At 51.4% G+C, this 16926-nt stretch carries 13 protein-coding genes; 9 read left to right on the forward strand and 4 right to left on the reverse strand.

All coding sequences use genetic code 11. The features are described from left to right. The first annotated feature begins 79 nt into the window (after positions 1-79). From ssuE to ssuB, 5 genes are read left to right on the forward strand one after another with little or no spacing between them, the layout of a single operon-like run. Positions 80-655, forward strand: coding sequence for an NADPH-dependent FMN reductase (ssuE, locus tag ACUU1M_RS13335; RefSeq protein WP_001263929.1), 576 nt, complete (start codon positions 80-82; stop codon positions 653-655). Further along, a complete protein-coding gene (gene ssuA / locus ACUU1M_RS13340) occupies positions 648-1607 on the forward strand; it encodes an aliphatic sulfonate ABC transporter substrate-binding protein SsuA (RefSeq protein ID WP_152028978.1) in 960 nt (319 codons plus the stop codon). The genes ssuE and ssuA overlap by 8 nt, the downstream gene beginning before the upstream one ends. Then, positions 1604-2749 carry an FMNH2-dependent alkanesulfonate monooxygenase gene (ssuD, locus tag ACUU1M_RS13345; RefSeq protein WP_000056000.1) on the forward strand — a complete coding sequence of 382 codons (1146 nt, stop codon included), beginning with the start codon at positions 1604-1606 and terminating at the stop codon, positions 2747-2749. Before ssuA ends, ssuD begins: the two co-directional genes overlap by 4 nt. Before the next feature lie 11 nt (positions 2750-2760). Beyond that, positions 2761-3552 carry an aliphatic sulfonate ABC transporter permease SsuC gene (gene ssuC / locus ACUU1M_RS13350; RefSeq protein ID WP_005074148.1) on the forward strand — a complete coding sequence of 264 codons (792 nt, stop codon included), beginning with the start codon at positions 2761-2763 and terminating at the stop codon, positions 3550-3552. Further along, on the forward strand, positions 3549-4316 hold the full coding sequence (gene ssuB, locus ACUU1M_RS13355; RefSeq protein WP_001090497.1) for an aliphatic sulfonates ABC transporter ATP-binding protein: 768 nt from the start codon (positions 3549-3551) through the stop codon (positions 4314-4316). Before ssuC ends, ssuB begins: the two co-directional genes overlap by 4 nt. A 206-nt stretch (positions 4317-4522) precedes the next feature. On the opposite strand, the gene pepN is transcribed toward ssuB, so the two are convergent. Continuing rightward, positions 4523-7135, reverse strand: coding sequence for an aminopeptidase N (gene pepN, locus ACUU1M_RS13360; protein WP_000193852.1), 2613 nt, complete (start codon positions 7133-7135; stop codon positions 4523-4525). Between the two features lie 265 nt (positions 7136-7400). Here pepN and pncB point away from each other — a divergent pair, with 265 nt between their 5' ends. From pncB to aspC, 4 genes are all read left to right on the forward strand, one after another. Then, positions 7401-8603: a nicotinate phosphoribosyltransferase gene (pncB, locus tag ACUU1M_RS13365; RefSeq protein ID WP_001430758.1), complete on the forward strand. Its 1203-nt coding sequence runs from the start codon at positions 7401-7403 to the stop codon at positions 8601-8603. A gap of 169 nt (positions 8604-8772) precedes the next feature. Next, positions 8773-10173 (forward strand): asparagine--tRNA ligase, encoded by a 1401-nt coding sequence (gene asnS / locus ACUU1M_RS13370; RefSeq protein ID WP_000117881.1) that lies wholly within the window; start codon positions 8773-8775, stop codon positions 10171-10173. A 601-nt stretch (positions 10174-10774) separates the two neighbouring features. Further along, positions 10775-11863 (forward strand): porin OmpF, encoded by a 1089-nt coding sequence (ompF, locus tag ACUU1M_RS13375; protein WP_000977923.1) that lies wholly within the window; start codon positions 10775-10777, stop codon positions 11861-11863. A 184-nt stretch (positions 11864-12047) separates the two neighbouring features. Beyond that, positions 12048-13238, forward strand: a complete 1191-nt coding sequence (gene aspC / locus ACUU1M_RS13380) for an aspartate transaminase (protein ID WP_000462683.1) — start codon at positions 12048-12050, stop codon at positions 13236-13238. Between the two features lie 222 nt (positions 13239-13460). Here the strand turns inward: aspC and gloC are convergent, their stop codons facing one another. From gloC to ldtD, 3 genes are all read right to left on the reverse strand, one after another. After that, the gene (gloC, locus tag ACUU1M_RS13385; RefSeq protein ID WP_001109479.1) at positions 13461-14108 is read right to left on the reverse strand and encodes a hydroxyacylglutathione hydrolase GloC; all 648 of its coding nucleotides are present in this window, start codon (positions 14106-14108) and stop codon (positions 13461-13463) included. Positions 14109-14134: 26 nt separating this feature from the next. Then, on the reverse strand, positions 14135-14683 hold the full coding sequence (locus ACUU1M_RS13390; protein ID WP_001295932.1) for a YcbK family protein: 549 nt from the start codon (positions 14681-14683) through the stop codon (positions 14135-14137). A 180-nt stretch (positions 14684-14863) separates the two neighbouring features. Beyond that, positions 14864-16732, reverse strand: a complete 1869-nt coding sequence (ldtD, locus tag ACUU1M_RS13395; protein WP_152028979.1) for a L,D-transpeptidase — start codon at positions 16730-16732, stop codon at positions 14864-14866. Between the last annotated feature and the right edge of the window lie 194 nt (positions 16733-16926).

A 16926-nucleotide genomic window follows, 5' to 3' on the forward strand; every position in this document is an offset into this window, starting at 1 on the left:
ATTTTCTTGTCTCTCCGACAGACTGACCGAATTGTTATCAATGTTAACAAAAAAGAACAATTGGTTATAAGGAGAGAGTATGCGTGTCATCACCCTGGCGGGTAGTCCTCGCTTTCCTTCTCGCTCCAGCTCCTTGCTGGAATATGCGCGGGAAAAACTAAATGGCCTAGATGTAGAGGTTTATCACTGGAATCTGCAAAACTTCGCCCCGGAAGATCTGCTTTATGCTCGTTTCGATAGTCCGGCACTCAAGACCTTCACCGAACAGCTGCAACAGGCTGATGGGCTGATTGTCGCCACGCCTGTGTATAAAGCCGCCTATTCCGGCGCGCTGAAAACCCTGCTCGACCTGCTGCCAGAGCGCGCTTTGCAAGGCAAAGTGGTGCTACCGCTGGCGACGGGCGGTACCGTGGCCCATCTGCTGGCGGTCGATTATGCCCTTAAACCAGTTTTAAGCGCACTGAAAGCTCAGGAGATCCTGCACGGCGTGTTTGCCGATGACTCACAATTAATTGATTACCATCACAGACCCCAGTTCACGCCAAATCTGCAAACCCATCTTGATACCGCGCTAGAAACTTTCTGGCAGGCATTGCACCGCCGCGATGTTCAGGTTCCTGACCTTCTGTCTCTGCGAGGTAATGCCCATGCGTAACATCATTAAACTGGCGCTGGCGGGATTGCTTAGCGTCTCTACTTTTGCGGTTGCTGCAGAATCCTCGCCTGAAGCGTTACGTATAGGCTATCAGAAAGGCAGTATTGGTATGGTGCAGGCAAAAAGCCACCAGTTACTGGAAAAACGCTATCCGCAATCAAAAATCTCCTGGGTGGAGTTCCCCGCGGGTCCGCAAATGTTGGAAGCGTTAAACGTTGGCAGTATTGATCTCGGCAGTACCGGGGATATTCCGCCAATCTTTGCCCAGGCTGCCGGGGCTGATTTGGTATATGTGGGCGTCGAGCCACCGAAGCCCAAAGCCGAAGTGATTCTGGTGGCAGAAAACAGCCCGATCAAAACCGTAGCCGATCTTAAAGGTCACAAAGTTGCCTTTCAGAAAGGTTCCAGTTCACACAACCTTTTACTGCGTGCACTGCGTCAGGCCGGACTTAAATTCACCGATATCCAGCCCACTTACCTGACGCCTGCCGATGCCCGCGCCGCGTTCCAGCAAGGTAACGTTGACGCCTGGGCTATCTGGGATCCCTACTACTCCGCTGCGTTATTACAGGGCGGCGTGCGGGTGCTGAAAGACGGCACCGATCTCAATCAAACTGGATCGTTTTATCTGGCAGCTCGTCCCTATGCAGAAAAAAACGGCGCTTTTATTCAGGGCGTACTGGCAACCTTTAGTGAGGCCAATGCGTTAACCCGCAGCCAGCGCGAACAAAGCATCGCTTTACTGGCAAAAACGATGGGCTTACCGGCACCGGTGATTGCCTCTTACTTAGATCATCGCCCTCCTACCACCATCAAACCGGTTAACGCCGAGGTTGCCGCCTTACAGCAGCAAACGGCAGATCTGTTTTATGAAAACCGTCTGGTGCCGAAAAAAGTCGATATTCGCCAGCGCATCTGGCAGCCCACTCAACTGGAAGGAAAACAATTATGAGTCTGAATATGTTCTGGTTTTTACCGACCCACGGTGACGGGCACTATCTGGGAACGGAAGAAGGTTCACGCCCGGTTGATCACGGTTATCTGCAACAAATTGCGCAAGCGGCGGATCGTCTGGGCTATACCGGTGTGCTGATCCCAACGGGGCGATCGTGTGAAGATGCGTGGCTGGTTGCAGCGTCGATGATCCCGGTGACGCAGCGGCTGAAGTTTCTTGTCGCCCTGCGTCCCAGCGTAACCTCACCTACTGTTGCCGCCCGCCAGGCCGCCACGCTTGACCGTCTCTCAAATGGTCGTGCGTTGTTTAATCTGGTCACAGGCAGCGATCCACAAGAGCTGGCAGGCGACGGCGTGTTCCTTGATCATAGCGAGCGCTACGAAGCCTCGGCGGAATTTACCCAGGTCTGGCGGCGCTTATTGCTGGGGGAAACCGTCAATTTCAACGGTAAACATATTCATGTGCGCGGAGCAAAACTGCTCTTCCCGCCGATTCAACAGCCTTATCCTCCGCTTTACTTTGGCGGATCGTCAGATGTCGCCCAGGAGCTGGCGGCAGAACAAGTTGATCTCTACCTCACCTGGGGCGAACCGCCGGAACTTGTTAAAGAGAAAATCGAACAAGTGCGGGCGAAAGCTGCCTCGTATGGGCGCAAAATTCGTTTCGGTATTCGTCTGCATGTGATTGTTCGTGAAACTAACGACGAAGCGTGGCAGGCCGCCGAGCGGTTAATCTCGCATCTTGATGATGAGACTATCGCCAAAGCACAAGCCGCATTCGCCCGGACGGATTCCGTAGGACAACAGCGAATGGCGGCGCTACATAACGGCAAGCGCGACAATCTGGAGATCAGCCCCAATTTATGGGCGGGCGTTGGCTTAGTGCGCGGCGGTGCCGGAACGGCGCTGGTGGGCGATGGTCCTACGGTCGCCGCGCGAATCAACGAATACGCCGCGCTTGGCATCGACAGCTTTGTGCTTTCGGGCTACCCGCATCTGGAAGAAGCGTATCGGGTTGGCGAGTTGCTGTTCCCACATCTGGATGTCGCCATTCCGGAAATTCCCCAGCCGCAGCCGCTGAATCCGCAAGGCGAAGCGGTGGCGAATGATTTTATCCCCCGTAAAGTCGCGCAAAGCTAAGGAACACGATGATGGCAACGCCAGTGAAGAAGTGGTTATTGCGCGTTGCCCCCTGGTTTTTACCGGTGGGCATCGTGGCGGTGTGGCAACTGGCCTCCTCGGTTGGCTGGCTGTCGACGCGTATTTTGCCTTCACCGGAAGGAGTGGTGACGACGTTCTGGACGCTCTCCGCCAGCGGCGAACTGTGGCAGCATCTGGCGATCAGTTCCTGGCGGGCGCTGATTGGCTTTTCAATTGGCGGATCGCTGGGCCTGATTCTGGGACTGATTAGCGGACTGTCGCGCTGGGGAGAAAGGCTGCTGGATACCTCAATTCAGATGTTGCGCAACGTGCCGCATCTGGCGCTGATCCCGCTGGTGATTTTGTGGTTTGGCATTGATGAATCCGCGAAAATCTTTCTGGTGGCGCTCGGTACGCTGTTCCCCATTTATATCAACACCTGGCATGGCATCCGTAATATCGATCGCGGGCTGGTGGAGATGGCGCGTAGCTATGGATTATCCGGCATACCGCTGTTTATCCATGTGATCCTGCCCGATGCCCTGCCCTCAATTATGGTCGGCGTGCGTTTTGCGTTGGGCCTGATGTGGCTGACGCTGATTGTTGCCGAAACCATTTCTGCCAATTCCGGCATTGGTTATCTGGCGATGAATGCGCGAGAGTTTTTGCAAACAGACGTGGTGGTAGTCGCTATTATTCTTTACGCCCTGCTCGGCAAACTTGCTGACGTCAGCGCGCAGCTGTTAGAGCGCCTCTGGTTGCGCTGGAACCCGGCTTATCATTTGAAGGAGGCCACGATATGAATACTGCTCGTCTGAACCAGGGCACACCATTGTTGCTCAATGCAGTAAGCAAACATTACGCGGAAAATATCGTCCTGAACCAACTGGATTTACATATTCCGGCAGGTCAGTTTGTGGCGGTGGTGGGCCGCAGCGGTGGTGGTAAAAGTACCCTGCTGCGCCTGCTGGCCGGTCTGGAAACGCCAACCGCAGGCGATGTGTTAGCGGGCACCACACCGCTGGCTGAAATTCAGGATGATACGCGAATGATGTTTCAGGATGCGCGTCTGCTGCCGTGGAAATCGGTGATTGATAACGTTGGGTTAGGCCTTAAAGGTCAGTGGCGCGATGCCGCGCGTCGGGCGTTGGCTGCGGTAGGACTGGAGAATCGCGCCGGGGAATGGCCTGCCGCACTTTCTGGCGGGCAGAAACAGCGTGTGGCGCTGGCAAGTGCGTTGATTCATCGACCGGGTTTATTGTTGCTTGATGAACCGCTCGGGGCACTGGACGCCTTAACGCGACTCGAGATGCAGGATTTGATTGTGTCACTTTGGCAGCAGCACGGCTTTACCGTACTGTTGGTGACGCATGATGTGAGCGAAGCGGTAGCAATAGCTGACCGGGTGTTGTTAATTGAAGAGGGAAAAATTAGTCTGGATTTGACAGTGGATATCCCCCGTCCGCGTCGATTAGGGTCGGTGCGATTAGCGGAGCTGGAAGCGGAAGTATTGCAACGGGTAATGCGGCGTGGGCATTCTGAACAACTGATTCGGCGTCATGGTTAATATGCCGGATGTGGCGCACAAAACCAGCATTTTCAACGGACTTGTAGGCCTGATAAGACACGTCAAGCATCGCATCAGGCAGTTGGGCACGGCTGCCGGATGCGGCGTGAACGCCTTATCCAGCCTACAAAACCAGCAATTTCAACGGAGTTGTAGGCCTGATAAGACGCGTCAAGCGTCGCATCAGGCATTTTGGCTCAAAAGTATCAAGCCAGTGCTTTAGTTATCTTCTCGTAAAGATCGCCAGAGAGATTTTCCAGCCCTTTCAACTGTTCCAGCGCCGCGCGCATTTTCTCCTGACGTTTGGCATCATAACGTTTCAGGCGAATCAGCGGTTCAATCAGACGTGAAGCTACCTGCGGGTTACGGCTGTTGAGGTCGGTAAGCATTTCCACCAGGAACTGGTAACCGCTGCCATCTTCGGCATGGAACGCTGCCGGGTTGCTGCCCGCAAACGCACCAATCAACGAACGAATACGGTTCGGGTTGCTCATGGTAAATGAGCGATGCTGCAACAGACCACGCACCGTCTCCAGCACATTCGCCGCCGGGCTGGTGGCTTGCAGGATAAACCATTTATCCATCACCAGACCGTCCTGATGCCACTTATCGTCGTACTCCTGCATCAGAGCGTCACGGCAAGGCAGCTGTGCAGCAACCGCCGCAGAAAGCGCTGCCAGCGCATCGGTCATATTGTTTGCTTCATGGTATTGCTTGCTCACCAGCACGTCAGCCAGATGCGTTTCACCAAAAGCAAGGAAGCGCAGGCAGGCATTACGCAAAGTGCGTTTTGCAATATCTTCATGCTCAACACGGTACTCGCTCTGGTAATTCGCGTTGTAAATAGCCAGCAGCTCATCCGCCAGTTCAGTCGCCAGAGTACGAGTGAGTGCTTCGCGTACTTCGGCAATAGCAATCGGGTCTATGATATCGAACAGTTCAGCCATTTCATTGACAGAAGGCAGCGTCAGGATTTCTGCCGCCAGCGCCGGATCAATCTTCTCATCGAGCAGCACCGCGCGGAAAGCGTCAGCCACATGTACCGGCAGAGACAGCGGCTGCCCTTGCTGATGACGGGCGACGTTCAGCTTGATGTAGGTTGCCAGCAAACTTTGCGCCGCATCCCAACGGGAGAAATCATTACGCGCATGACGCATCAGGAAGGTCAGTTGCTGATCGCTCCACTTATATTCCAGTTTCACTGGCGCAGAGAATTCGCACAGCAGCGCAGGCACCGGCTGGAAGTAGACATTATCAAAAACAAAGGTCTGTTCCGCCTGGGTGACGTTCAGCACGGAATTCACCGGATGACCGCCTTTCTGCAACGGGATCACTTTGCCTTCGTTGTCATACAATTCGATGGCAAACGGAATATGCAGCGGCTGTTTTTCTGCCTGATCCGGCGTGGCTGGCGTGCGCTGGCTGATGGTCAGGGTGTACTGCTCAGTTTCCGGATTGTAGTCGTCTTTGACGGTCACAACCGGCGTACCGGACTGGCTGTACCAACGGCGGAAATGGGAGAGATCAACATTCGACGCATCTTCCATCGCCTGCACAAAGTCATCACAGGTCGCTGCGCTACCATCATGACGCTCGAAATAGAGTTGCATCCCTTTCTGGAGGTTTTCTTCGCCCAGCAGGGTGTGGATCATACGGATCACTTCCGCGCCCTTCTCGTAAACGGTCAGGGTGTAGAAGTTGTTCATCTCAATGACCATGTCCGGGCGGATTGGGTGCGCCATCGGGCTGGCGTCTTCCGCAAACTGCAATCCGCGCATGGTGCGCACATTATTGATGCGGTTAACTGCGCGGGAACCAAGGTCAGAGCTGAATTCCTGATCGCGGAAGACGGTTAAACCTTCTTTCAGGCTGAGCTGGAACCAGTCGCGGCAGGTCACTCGGTTACCGGTCCAGTTATGGAAATATTCATGGCCGATAACGCGTTCAATATCGAGGTAATCTTTGTCGGTGGCGGTGTCGGTGCGGGCCAGCACATATTTGGAGTTAAAGATATTCAGACCCTTATTCTCCATTGCGCCCATATTGAAGAAATCCACCGCGACGATCATATAGATGTCGAGGTCATACTCCAGGCCAAAGCGTTCTTCATCCCATTTCATGGAGTTTTTCAGCGAGGTCATCGCCCACGGCGCGCGATCAAGGTTGCCGCGATCGACGTACAGCTCCAGTGCTACTTCGCGACCAGAACGCGTGGTAAAGGTATCGCGCAGTACATCAAAGTCGCCTGCCACCAGCGCAAACAGGTAGCACGGTTTCGGGAACGGGTCCTGCCACTGTACCCAATGGCGTCCGTTTTCGAGTTCGCCTTGCGCAACGCGGTTACCATTGGAAAGCAGGAAGGGATATTTGATTTTATCGGCAATAATTTTGGTGGTAAAACGCGCCAGCACGTCCGGGCGGTCGAGATAATACGTAATATGGCGGAAACCTTCGGCTTCACACTGGGTGCAAAGCGCATCGCCTGACTGATAAAGCCCTTCCAGCGCCGTATTCGCCGCCGGGCTTATTTCATTAATGATCTTAAGCGTAAAACGCTCCGGCAAATTACTGATGACCAGTGCGCCCTCTTCTTCTTTCCAGGCGGTCCACGGCTCATCATTAATATGAACAGAAACCAGTTTGAGGTCTTCGCCGTTGAGACGAAGCGGAGCATCTGATGCACCATGACGGACAGCCTGGCTGACCGCGGTAACGACCGTCTTTTGCGCGTCGAGGTCAAAGGTCAAGTCAATATCAGTAATCTGGTAATCCGGCGCACGATAATCGTGACGGTATTTGGCTTGTGGCTGTTGAGTCATAAATAACCTTTAGCATCTTTTATAGAGTCTGGTGTTCAGTCTATTCCTGTTGCGTAAATCGCGCTATGCAGAATCTTCATATTTTCAGGTACAAACGCCTTTATTGCTACATTTTTATAACATACACCGCGTAATGCCATCGACCAGAAAGGTGGCATATGGTGTGATCGGGGTTCAATAAATTGCGAAACAAGGTATACTCCAGCAGTTCCTGAAGATGTTTATTGTACTAAACGCTCCTGTACGAGGACGCTACTGCGCACCTATGACACAATTCGCTTCTCCTGTTCTGCACTCGTTGCTGGATACAGATGCTTATAAGTTGCATATGCAGCAAGCCGTGTTTCATCACTATTACGATGTGCATGTCGCGGCGGAGTTTCGTTGCCGAGGTGACGATCTGCTGGGTATTTATGCCGATGCTATTCGTGAACAGATTCAGGCGATGCAGCACCTGCGCCTGCAGGATGATGAATATCAGTGGCTCTCTGCCCTGCCTTTCTTTAAGGCCGACTATCTTAACTGGTTACGCGAGTTCCGCTTTAACCCGGAACAAGTCACCGTGTCCAACGATAATGGCAAGCTGGATATTCGCTTAAGCGGTCCGTGGCGTGAAGTCATCCTCTGGGAAGTTCCTTTGCTGGCGGTTATCAGTGAAATGGTACATCGCTATCGCTCACCGCAGGCCGACGTTGCGCAAGCCCTCGACACGCTGGAAAGCAAATTAGTCGACTTCTCGGCGTTAACCGCCGGTCTTGATATGTCGCGCTTCCATCTGATGGATTTTGGCACCCGTCGCCGTTTTTCTCGCGAAGTACAAGAAACCATCGTTAAGCGTCTGCAACAGGAATCCTGGTTCGTGGGCACCAGCAACTACGATCTGGCGCGTCGGCTTTCCCTCACGCCGATGGGAACACAGGCACACGAATGGTTCCAGGCACATCAGCAAATCAGCCCGGATCTAGCCAACAGCCAGCGAGCTGCACTTGCTGCCTGGCTGGAAGAGTATCCCGACCAACTTGGCATTGCATTAACCGACTGCATCACTATGGATGCTTTCCTGCGTGATTTCGGTGTCGAGTTCGCTAGTCGGTATCAGGGCCTGCGTCATGACTCTGGCGACCCGGTTGAATGGGGTGAAAAAGCCATTGCACATTATGAAAAGCTGGGAATTGATCCACAGAGTAAAACGCTGGTTTTCTCTGACAATCTGGATTTACGCAAAGCGGTTGAGCTATACCGCCACTTCTCTTCCCGCGTGCAATTAAGTTTTGGTATTGGGACTCGCCTGACCTGCGATATCCCCCAGGTAAACCCCCTGAATATTGTGATTAAGTTGGTAGAGTGTAACGGTAAACCGGTGGCGAAACTTTCTGACAGCCCTGGCAAAACTATCTGCCATGATAAAGCGTTTGTTCGGGCGCTGCGCAAAGCGTTCGACCTTCCGCATATTAAAAAAGCCAGTTAATATCATCAGGGAGCTAATCGGCTCCCTTTTTTTACCTTTAATTCCGAAATCTTTCGCTGCATTTGCGAATTCTGCTTGTCTGATTGCAGATGCCAGGTAACATAGGTATCCCCCCCATTTACGGGTGGACAAGTGTTTATTTTTTCCGACTATTAACAGAGAGAATATTATGAGCGTTGTGCCTGTAGCCGACGTACTCCAGGGCCGCGTAGCCGTTGACAGCGAAGTCACCGTACGCGGATGGGTACGTACCCGCCGAGATTCAAAAGCTGGCATCTCCTTCCTCGCCGTTTATGACGGTTCCTGCTTTGATCCTGTACAGGCTGTCATCAATAATTCTCTGCCCAATTACAATGAAGACGTCCTGCGTCTGACCACCGGCTGCTCGGTCATTGTGACGGGTAAAGTCGTGGCATCGCCGGGCCAGGGGCAACAATTTGAAATTCAGGCCAGCAAGGTTGAAGTTGCTGGTTGGGTTGAAGATCCAGACACTTACCCGATGGCGGCAAAACGCCACAGCATTGAGTATCTGCGTGAAGTCGCTCACCTGCGTCCGCGCACAAACCTGATTGGTGCCGTCGCGCGCGTTCGCCATACGCTGGCGCAGGCGCTGCATCGCTTCTTTAACGAGCAGGGATTCTTCTGGGTTTCAACGCCACTGATTACCGCATCTGATACCGAAGGTGCAGGCGAAATGTTCCGCGTTTCTACGCTGGATCTGGAAAACCTGCCGCGTAACGATCAGGGCAAAGTGGATTTCGACAAAGACTTCTTTGGTAAAGAGTCTTTCCTGACCGTATCTGGCCAGTTGAACGGCGAAACCTACGCTTGCGCATTATCCAAAATTTATACCTTCGGCCCGACTTTCCGTGCTGAAAACTCCAACACCAGCCGTCACCTGGCGGAATTCTGGATGCTGGAGCCGGAAGTGGCGTTTGCTAACCTGAACGATATCGCGGGTCTGGCTGAAGCCATGCTGAAATATGTCTTCAAAGCGGTTCTCGAAGAACGCGCAGACGACATGAAATTCTTCGCTGAACGCGTAGATAAAGATGCCGTTTCACGTCTGGAACGCTTCATTGAAGCCGATTTCGCGCAGGTGGATTACACCGACGCAGTGACCATTCTCGAAAACTGCGGCAGGAAGTTTGAAAACCCGGTTTACTGGGGCGTCGATCTCTCTTCTGAGCATGAGCGTTATCTGGCGGAAGAACACTTTAAAGCACCGGTAGTGGTTAAAAACTATCCGAAAGATATTAAAGCGTTCTATATGCGCCTCAACGAAGACGGTAAAACCGTTGCGGCTATGGACGTTCTGGCTCCGGGCATCGGTGAGATCATTGGTGGCTCCCAGCGTGAAGAACGTCTGGACGTTCTGGACGAGCGTATGCTGGAAATGGGCCTGAATAAAGAAGATTACTGGTGGTATCGCGATCTGCGTCGCTACGGTACTGTTCCGCATTCAGGTTTCGGTCTTGGTTTTGAACGCCTGATTGCTTACGTAACTGGCGTGCAAAACGTGCGTGATGTGATTCCGTTCCCACGTACTCCGCGCAACGCCAGCTTCTGATTTTCTTCCTCAAAGAGCCAGCGCCTGCTGGCTCTTTTTTATCCTTTCTGTCAAGTTATCTGTTTGTTAAGTCAAGCAATCTATTTGCACCCCCGCCATAACGATCATCCTGTTACGGAATATTACATTGCAACATTTACGCACAAAAAATAACCCGCACTCTTATTGCGGATTAGTTTTTTCTTAGCTGATAGCACAATTTTCATACTATTTTTTGGCATTCTGGATGTCTGAAAGAGGATTTTGTGCCAGGTCGATAAAGTTTCCATCAGAAACAAAATTTCCGTTTAGTTAATTTAAATATAAGTAAATCATATAAATAGATAAAAATTGCTGTAAATATCATCACGTTTCTATGGAAATATGACTGTGTTCACAAAGCTCCTTAATTTTTACTTTTGGTTACATATTTTTTCTTTTTGAAACTAAATCTTTATCTTTGTAGCACTTTCTCGGTAGCGAAACGTTAGTTTGAATGGAAAGATGCCTGCAGACACATAAAGACACCAAACTCTCATCAATAGTTCCGTAAATTTTTATTGACAGAACTTATTGACGGCAGTGGCAGGTGTCATAAAAAAAACCATGAGGGTAATAAATAATGATGAAGCGCAATATTCTGGCAGTGATCGTCCCTGCTCTGTTAGTAGCAGGTACTGCAAACGCTGCAGAAATCTATAACAAAGATGGCAACAAAGTAGATCTGTACGGTAAAGCTGTTGGTCTGCATTATTTTTCCAAGGGTAACGGTGAAAACAGTTACGGTGGCAATGGCGACATGACCTATGCCCGTCTTGGTTTTAAAGGGGAAACTCAAATCAATTCCGATCTGACCGGTTATGGTCAGTGGGAATATAACTTCCAGGGTAACAACTCTGAAGGCGCTGACGCTCAAACTGGTAACAAAACGCGTCTGGCATTCGCGGGTCTTAAATACGCTGACGTTGGTTCTTTCGATTACGGCCGTAACTACGGTGTGGTTTATGATGCACTGGGTTACACCGATATGCTGCCAGAATTTGGTGGTGATACTGCATACAGCGATGACTTCTTCGTTGGTCGTGTTGGCGGCGTTGCTACCTATCGTAACTCCAACTTCTTTGGTCTGGTTGATGGCCTGAACTTCGCTGTTCAGTACTTGGGTAAAAACGAGCGTGACACTGCACGCCGTTCTAACGGCGACGGTGTTGGCGGTTCTATCAGCTACGAATACGAAGGCTTTGGTATCGTTGGTGCTTATGGTGCAGCTGACCGTACCAACCTGCAAGAAGCTCAACCTCTTGGCAACGGTAAAAAAGCTGAACAGTGGGCTACTGGTCTGAAGTACGACGCGAACAACATCTACCTGGCAGCGAACTACGGTGAAACCCGTAACGCTACGCCGATCACTAATAAATTTACAAACACCAGCGGCTTCACCAACAAAACGCAAGACGTTCTGTTAGTTGCGCAATACCAGTTCGATTTCGGTCTGCGTCCGTCCATCGCTTACACCAAATCTAAAGCGAAAGACGTAGAAGGTATCGGTGATGTTGATCTGGTGAACTACTTTGAAGTGGGCGCAACCTACTACTTCAACAAAAACATGTCCACCTATGTTGACTACATCATCAACCAGATCGATTCTGACAACAAACTGGGCGTAGGTTCAGACGACACCGTTGCTGTGGGTATCGTTTACCAGTTCTAATAGCACACCTCTTTGTTAAATGCCGAAAAAACAGGACGTTGGTCCTGTTTTTTTTATGCCTTCCAGAGCAATCTCACGTCTTGCAAAAACAGCCTGCGTTTTCATCAGTAATAGTTGGAATTTTGTAAATCTCCCGTTACCCTGATAGCGGACTTCCCTTCTGTAACCATAATGGAACCTCGTCATGTTTGAGAACATTACCGCCGCTCCTGCCGACCCGATTCTGGGCCTGGCCGATCTGTTTCGTGCCGATGAACGTCCCGGCAAAATTAACCTCGGGATTGGTGTCTATAAAGATGAGACGGGCAAAACCCCGGTACTGACCAGCGTGAAAAAGGCTGAACAGTATCTGCTCGAAAATGAAACCACCAAAAATTACCTCGGCATTGACGGCATCCCTGAATTTGGTCGCTGCACTCAGGAACTGCTGTTTGGTAAAGGTAGCGCCCTGATCAATGACAAACGTGCTCGCACGGCACAGACTCCGGGTGGCACTGGCGCACTACGCGTGGCTGCCGACTTCCTGGCAAAAAATACCAGCGTTAAGCGTGTGTGGGTGAGCAACCCAAGCTGGCCGAACCATAAGAGCGTCTTTAACTCTGCAGGTCTGGAAGTTCGTGAATACGCTTATTATGATGCGGAAAATCACACCCTTGACTTCGATGCACTGATTAACAGTCTGAACGAAGCTCAGGCTGGCGACGTAGTGCTGTTCCATGGCTGCTGCCATAACCCAACCGGTATCGACCCTACGCTGGAACAATGGCAGACACTGGCACAACTCTCCGTTGAGAAAGGCTGGTTACCGCTGTTTGACTTCGCTTACCAGGGTTTTGCCCGTGGTCTGGAAGAAGATGCTGAAGGACTGCGCGCTTTCGCGGCTATGCATAAAGAGCTGATTGTTGCCAGTTCCTACTCTAAAAACTTTGGCCTGTACAACGAGCGTGTTGGCGCTTGTACTCTGGTTGCTGCCGACAGTGAAATCGTTGATCGCGCATTCAGCCAAATGAAAGCGACGATTCGCGCTAACTACTCTAACCCTCCAGCACACGGCGCTTCTGTTGTTGCCACCATCCTGAGCAACGATGCATTACGTGCGATTTGGGAACAAGAGCTGACTGATATGCGCCAGCGTATTCAGCGTATGCGTCAGTTGTTCGTCAATACGCTGCAGGAAAAAGGTGCAAACCGCGACTTCAGCTTTATCATCAAACAGAACGGCATGTTCTCCTTCAGTGGTCTGACAAAAGAACAAGTGCTGCGTCTGCGCGAAGAGTTTGGCGTATATGCTGTTGCTTCTGGTCGCGTAAATATGGCCGGGATGACACCAGATAACATGGCTCCGCTGTGCGAATCGATTGTGGCAGTGCTGTAAGCGTTAAAAACAATGAAGCCCGCTGAAAAGCGGGCTGAGACTGATGACAAACGCAACATTGCCTGATGCGCTACGCTTATCAGGCCTACGCGTCCCCTGCAATATTTTGAATTTGCACGATTTTGTAGGCCGGATAAGGCGCTCGTGCCGCATCCGGCATAAACAAAGCGCACTTTGCCAGAAATCCAGGCCCGCATTAAAAGTGGACTTTTTTATGCGCCTTTACCAGACGGGCATTTCGTCTTGCAGGAAGGGATTGTGCAGGCGCTCATAACCAAGTGTAGATAATGGTCCGTGACCCGGAATAAATGTCACGTCATCCCCCAGTGGCAGCAATTTATCTTTGATTGAAGAAATCAGTTGATTATGATCGCCACGCGGGAAGTCACTGCGCCCTACTCCGCCTTTGAAAATAACATCGCCAGAAATCAGCAGCTTTGCCCGATCATCAAAAAACACGACATGACCCGGCGTATGCCCAGGGCAATGTAACACCTGTAAAGTCACATTCCCTATGCTGATGGTATCGCCTTCGTTCAGCCAACGATCTGGCGTCAGCGGCTGGCACTCTTCCAGACCAAACATACGACTTTGCGCAGGCAAGCCTTGCAGCCAGAACTCATCTTCTTTTTCCGGGCCAAAAACCGGCACGCCGTAATGTTGCGCCAGTTCCGCCGCTGCGCCAACGTGGTCCAGATGACCATGCGTCAGCAGGATCTTCATCAGTGTCAGGCCGCTGTCATCAACTTCCTGTTTGATTTTTTCCGCATCGCCGCCAGGATCGACCAGTGCGGCCAGGCGGGTTTGTTCACACCAGATCAATGAACAGTTCTGGGAGAATGCGGTGACCGGAATAATACGATAGTTCATACTGCCCCTGTTTCGTTAAGCGATTACTACCAGTGCCGTGCTGGCCCGGTATCAATATGCACAAAGTTACTACGTGGGTAATATCCTACACCACCTGCGCGCATAGATAACGCGGCTTTGCGAATATTGCTTAACGCGATACCTTCAATATGGAAATCCATCGCCTGGCCTTTAGTGTGATAGCTTTTCTTCGCTACTCCACGGCTGCGGGCGCGTAGTTCATTGTTGGTATCAATGGAACGATAACCGGAAATGAGTTGCACCGGTTTGCGCGTGCCTAACAACCCTTGCAGGCGATACAACTGGTCGAATAATCCTGGGTCGATGGACTTTATTTTGTTCGCGCGGTAATCGCGGAAAAAATGGTTAAGTTTTGCCAATTCTTCCTGAATATAGCCTCTGCCATCGAAAAACTCCGCTTTGATTGACTCTCCGGTATGAAGATTATTGAGTGTCAAAATGCGCGGGCGTGGGGTAGAGAGTGTTGCAAACGCAGGGGTCGGCAGGATGGCGGCACCGAGTGCAACGCCACCAAGCGCCAGCAATTTGCGGCGATTAGCGTCGAATTTGTCCATGATAATCAAGTCTACAGGTCAATGTTATCGTTTATATGCACTTCTGGCGCACAAGAGGCACCTTAACCGCCCGTAAAGCAGACGTCAAGATGACTCAACCCCAGCAGTGACGGGGGCTGCAGAGAATCGCCCCCAATCATGCTAATTATTACGACAATTGATTTCCCCGAACTACTTCATTTACCTGATTAATTGTTCCGCTTTCGATACGATTTGCGAGCTGGATCGCGCAGGCAGATCATAATTGTAAATATCTGTACGATACTGGGTACGATCATCTGCACCAACAAAGGCCGTCAGGTAGTAGAGATTCACCGGAATCGACTGCCGAATATTGACGTAACGTGTATCACCCTGCTTCAGCGCATCAGAAATACGTTTGTCATTCCATCCTGCATCCTGCATCCTGCATCCTGCATCCTGCAACAGCATATTCGCCAGATCGGAAGCTTTATTCACTCGTACACAGCCTGAGCTCAATGCGCGTGTATCACGCTTGAACAGATTGTGGTTCGGCGTGTCATGCAAATAAATGGCCTCTGAACTCGGCATATTGAATTTATAGCGCCCCAGCGAGTTCCGTGGGCCTGGAGCCTGCTGGAAGCGAAACGGTAAATTCGAGGCCGTGATTGTAGACCAGTCAACCTGCCATGGGTCAATCGCTTCTCTGCTGTTCCAGCCGCGCATCACCGTATAGCCATGGCTTTCGAGATATCCCGGATCGTTGCGCACTTTCGGCAGAATATCTTTGCGTGCCAGAGTTGGTGGTACGTTCCACGGCGGGTTTACCACTACGTTGTTAAGTGCACTGCTCATCATCGGCGTTTTGCGATCGGGGCGACCGACAATGACTCGCGAATCCAGCACCTGATTGCCGTTCTGATAGTAGAGCAGCGAATAGGCTGGAATGTTAACCATGATCCCGGTAGAAAGCTCTGTTGGCAGCAAGCGCAATCGCTGGATGTTGAGTGCCAACACGCCAGCACGCTGGGCGGGCGTTACGTTTAACCAGTCACGCGTTGCCGGGCCAATAGCACCATCTGCTCCCAATCCTTGCCATGCCTGAAAACGTTTAACGGCTTCCACCAGTTCATTATCGTAGGCGGCACGAACGGCAGGCGCAGGTTTACTACGAGACGTCGTTTGCTTGTCCATCGGCTTAGTTTCTGCTGTTTCAACAGTAACAGCGGATGGGCTGACTACCGCGTCAGTTGGCGTGTCATCGCCAGGTAGAGTAATTTTCGGCCCCCCGTCCAACATGCCTGTGCGTTGCAATATTTCGCGCAACGCCGGTACGTCGTTACTCCACTGCCCTGGGCGCAACGTTGCTTTGCCGGTCAGTTGGGGCCACGGTTTGGTGTCACTGAGTAAGGCCAGTAACGATTCATGCATCGCCGCATATTGCGGATGCTGCGGTGCCAGTCCTGCAACAAACGTAGGCAATTGACCTTTATCCAGCGCTAGCTGCCATTGGTTAATCACCGAAAGCGGCGGCGTTGAAAGCGCATAAGGTTTACTGCTATATAGCCAGCGAGTGCCTTTGACCGGAATATTTGCAATGAAATGGAGATAGCCCATCATCGCATCAGAGAGCACCACGTCACGTGCCATCCCGTTAACACCAGGATCGGTCAGTAACTCTACCCATTTATTAAACTGCGGCTGGAAACCAGCAATCGCCACCTCTGCCAGCTGTTGCTGGAAGGCTTTAACAGCATCACGGTTTTCCCACATGGGTTGCATATCGCGTGCGGCATACAACAGTTGAAGCTGGTTAAGATAAACCGGCTTGTAACCTGCGGGTAATTGAGATTCGATTTGCGTGCGGGCTTTTTCTGCCGCACCTTCAGACAATGGCTGGATCCCCGCCATTATTGCCGTGGCTTGCGCCTGCGGCAGTGCCTCGCCCTGTTCACTGACAGCCACCGGGCTGTCGCCAGGGATTACTTCAGGCTCATCGGCCTGCGCATTGAACAGTGGAGCGAATGTTACGGCCAGGCACAAACTGATTGCCGACAGCCGACGACCACACATCATATTAAGCAACATCCCTTGCCCCCTGTTTTTATCATACTCTGAATAGCCCGGCTGTTATTTTACGACTTGCCTGTACAACGCCAATACTCACGAAAGTATGACGAGCAAGCCTGTTACTCATCAGGCTTATCTTCAGTATATAAACGCCGATACGTTTTTACATAACCTAATGTAAAGAAGTTTAAAGAAAAGCGCGCCGTTATGTG

Source organism: Shigella sp. SIG6 (assembly GCF_053555815.1).

Bases quoted from the DNA above. Each gene is read 5' to 3' on its own strand.
- ssuE (WP_001263929.1), top strand. From the start codon at position 80: ATGCGTGTCATCACCCTGGCGGGTAGTCCTCGCTTTCCTTCTCGCTCC.
- ssuA (WP_152028978.1), top strand. From the start codon at position 648: ATGCGTAACATCATTAAACTGGCGCTGGCGGGATTGCTTAGCGTCTCT.
- ssuD (WP_000056000.1), top strand. From the start codon at position 1,604: ATGAGTCTGAATATGTTCTGGTTTTTACCGACCCACGGTGACGGGCAC.
- ssuC (WP_005074148.1), top strand. From the start codon at position 2,761: ATGGCAACGCCAGTGAAGAAGTGGTTATTGCGCGTTGCCCCCTGGTTT.
- ssuB (WP_001090497.1), top strand. From the start codon at position 3,549: ATGAATACTGCTCGTCTGAACCAGGGCACACCATTGTTGCTCAATGCA.
- pepN (WP_000193852.1), bottom strand. From the start codon at position 7,135: ATGACTCAACAGCCACAAGCCAAATACCGTCACGATTATCGTGCGCCG.
- pncB (WP_001430758.1), top strand. From the start codon at position 7,401: ATGACACAATTCGCTTCTCCTGTTCTGCACTCGTTGCTGGATACAGAT.
- asnS (WP_000117881.1), top strand. From the start codon at position 8,773: ATGAGCGTTGTGCCTGTAGCCGACGTACTCCAGGGCCGCGTAGCCGTT.
- ompF (WP_000977923.1), top strand. From the start codon at position 10,775: ATGATGAAGCGCAATATTCTGGCAGTGATCGTCCCTGCTCTGTTAGTA.
- aspC (WP_000462683.1), top strand. From the start codon at position 12,048: ATGTTTGAGAACATTACCGCCGCTCCTGCCGACCCGATTCTGGGCCTG.
- gloC (WP_001109479.1), bottom strand. From the start codon at position 14,108: ATGAACTATCGTATTATTCCGGTCACCGCATTCTCCCAGAACTGTTCA.
- ACUU1M_RS13390 (WP_001295932.1), bottom strand. From the start codon at position 14,683: ATGGACAAATTCGACGCTAATCGCCGCAAATTGCTGGCGCTTGGTGGC.
- ldtD (WP_152028979.1), bottom strand. From the start codon at position 16,732: ATGTTGCTTAATATGATGTGTGGTCGTCGGCTGTCGGCAATCAGTTTG.